Source organism: Vibrio nigripulchritudo ATCC 27043 (genome assembly GCF_000222685.1).
Taxonomy (GTDB): Bacteria; Pseudomonadota; Gammaproteobacteria; order Enterobacterales; family Vibrionaceae; genus Vibrio; species Vibrio nigripulchritudo.
Map to the genome: position 1 here is coordinate 1 of NZ_AFWJ01000162.1, position 3,273 is coordinate 3,273.

General features: G+C 43.0%; 2 protein-coding genes. One reads left to right on the forward strand and one right to left on the reverse strand.

What is annotated here, in order from left to right; all coding sequences use genetic code 11:
• Nucleotides 1-1,475: ABC transporter ATP-binding protein (locus RH89_RS13840; protein WP_004402918.1), on the forward strand; the 1,475-nt coding region annotated here is incomplete at its 5' end.
• Between the two features lie 290 nt (nucleotides 1,476-1,765).
• Here the strand turns inward: RH89_RS13840 and RH89_RS13845 are convergent.
• Nucleotides 1,766-2,821: a hypothetical protein gene (locus tag RH89_RS13845; protein ID WP_004402920.1), complete on the reverse strand. Its 1,056-nt coding sequence runs from the start codon at nucleotides 2,819-2,821 to the stop codon at nucleotides 1,766-1,768.
• Nucleotides 2,822-3,273 lie beyond the last annotated feature (452 nt).

A 3,273-nucleotide genomic window follows, 5' to 3' on the forward strand; every position in this document is an offset into this window, starting at 1 on the left:
CATTTTATCAGGACGACTTTGCAGGGCGAGTCGCCACCAAGGTTATGCAGACCTCTCTGGCAGTACGTGAAACCGTTATGAAAACCTTTGACGTATTTGTGTACGTCACTGTGTATTTCACGTCCATCGTTGTCATTCTTGCCCAGGCAGACTGGCGACTTATGCTGCCAATGCTGGTTTGGCTTATTTCATACGTCAGCATTCAGATTTACTTTGTCCCTCGTCTGAAAAAAGTGGCGGCAGAGCAGGCTGACGCACGTTCTACCATGACTGGACGAATCGTAGACAGCTACACAAACATCGCGACGGTTAAACTGTTCTCGCACAGCAGACGAGAAACAGCTTACGCTGAAGAAGGAATGAAGGGCTTTCTGGATACGGTACACCGCCAGATGCGCTTAGTGACTGGTTTTGACGTGTGTGTAGAAGTGTCTAATTATCTGATGGTTTTTGCTGTTGCAAGTATGTCTATTTTCCTTTGGATGGACAACGCCATTAGCGTCGGTGCGATTGCCATCGCCATTGCACTTGCTTTGCGCATCAACGGCATGTCTATGTGGATCATGTGGGAAATCACGGCTCTGTTTGAAAACATGGGTACGGTGATGGATGGTGCAAACACACTTTCCAAACCCATTGCCATTGAAGATAAGAAAGATGCAAAAGATCTGTCTGTCGAAAAAGGCGGCATTCAGTTCGAAGACGTGAGTTTCCATTACGGCGAAGATAAAGGTGTAATCAACAATCTGAATCTTGATATTAAACCGGGTGAGAAAGTCGGTCTGGTCGGGCGTTCAGGTGCAGGAAAATCCACCTTGGTAAACCTGTTGCTCCGTTTCCACGATGTTGAGGGCGGGAAGATTAAAATCGACGGTCAGAACATCGCTGAAGTTACCCAGGACTCCTTACGCAGTAAGATCGGAATGGTGACGCAAGATACGTCTCTGTTACACCGCTCAATCCGAGATAATATCCTGTACGGAAACCCAGATGCTACTGAAGATCACATGATCAACGCAACTCGTCAGGCACAAGCGCATGAGTTTATTGAAACGCTGACCGACCCTTTTGGTAATTTGGGTTACGATGCGCAAGTCGGTGAGCGAGGTGTGAAGTTATCTGGTGGTCAGCGCCAGCGTATTGCTATCTCTCGTGTTCTGCTAAAGGATGCGCCTTTATTGATTATGGACGAAGCGACTTCTGCTCTTGACTCTGAAGTGGAAGCTGCCATTCAACATAGCCTGAATGAGCTAATGGAAGGAAAAACGGTTATCGCAATTGCGCACCGTTTGTCGACCATTGCAGCCATGGACCGACTCATTGTTCTGGACAAAGGAAATATCGTGGAACAAGGCACTCACCAGGAGCTGGTTAACTCTGGTGGTATCTACGCTCAATTGTGGGCGCACCAGACGGGTGGTTTCATTGCTGAAGATTGTGAGTTAGAAGAAGCACAAGAAACATCGAAGGCATAAATTTGTCATATCTTTAAACGCAAAACGACGGCATCGCGCCGTCGTTTTTTATATCTGAGGGTATTGGAATGGTTATCCCGAGATCATGTTACTTAACCTGAACTCGGGATAAGAGGTTAGCTAACCCATTAAAATAAATAAATATTTCTATTGAGACATTCTAATGAGAAATTTTCACTTAAGACAAGGCGAAACCACGAACCAATAACGGGTTATTGGGAGAGGGTTCAACGCAGTATTAGGTGAAAAGAGCCATTATAAAGCAAGTTGTTATCCCGAGTTCAGGTTACTTAGCACTGAAATCGCTCCCTTTCTTCCCGGGACACTAAGCCGTACTTTTGAAGCTGAGGAAGGACCTTGTTATTGTCTTCTTCAAAAAAGCACTTCCCCGCCTTTCCCCAGAAATTATAACGCCCCTGATACAGAGATTTCAGTTTAACCAGCGCGCGCAGGCACTTGTTTTCTATCAGCATATATAAGATGGTGTATTGCCAACATTTCTCCGTTTCGTTGTCTGAGCATCCATTAAAATCTTCATGATTTAACGCAGCATTCGCAACTGCATCACTTTCTTCAATCAGTTTTGCCAGTAATGGAATGTTGTTGTACCAAAACGGTAAGTTTGGATCGCTCTGATAGGCTTTCTTAACCAATGTCATTGGCAACCGTTCATAAAAGCCGTGATGGTCAGCAAAACAATCTCGCTGGTTCGTAAACATTACTTCTAAAAGCTCAGACTCCACCCATGCGCCTTGCTCATCTGTTGGTAAAATCTTGATGAGAAAATCAAATTGTTCGAACAAGTCTACGCCGTTTGAATATTGGAGATTGAGAAAGTGAGCCAGGTCTGAATCACTGACTAAACCATCAACAGACATCATCCGCTCAATTGCATCTTGAACCGCTGAAGGACATGAAAACACTGAGTTCAACCACTGTTTTATTTCTTGGGAGTAATCATTCCAACACACCCCGCAATCAGAAAGTACAAAATCCGCGTGTTCTACGTGAGGATAAACTTCCGTGACAAGATAAGAGACTTCATCTTTAGAGGCATTCTCAAAAAAACGCATTTGATAATAGAGAGGTTCTTTCGACATCCAAAGACCACAGGCAAACGCATTTCGAGCTTTGATAGACTGTTGCATGATCAATTCATACTCTCGATCGTCTCTCACACTTCCCTGTTGCCCTAAAAACTCTGTACAACGGGCAGCATTCATTTGGATAGAAAGCAGAACGTCATCAAGCCAAGACGCTTTCACAAAGGGATGGTGAGATTTGTACCCCTCTAGATTGTCTGCCAACAAATAATTTAAAGCCTTTTCAGATATGTCTCTATTCATGACGTTGCTCCACTTGTTCCACAAATGCCACCATTTCGTTGGCAGCATCCATTCCATATACAGTAGTGCTTCCTTATCTCGCGGAGATAATAACACATACAGAACATCATTCCATATGGTTTGAGTTTATTATTAAATTTGAACCAAGATCATATTACCTGAATTTCTATATTCACCTAATATCATTTAATTAGACTATATGACTAAAAGTTAACTGTATTGTCGAATTTATTCATTAACAAAAACTCATTTCCCAGTAAATAAATCTATACAGTTGTATTTTTATCAGTGAACACAACGAACAAAATACTCAGTAATTCATCTCGAGCTGAGTGAATATGAGCCTTTTAGAAAAATAAGAGCTTTCTAAATAAGTAAGGGAGCTGAAAATCGCGCTGAGCGAAAAAGGGGAGAGATAGTTTTCTGACACAAAAAGCAAAGCCCACACCGAA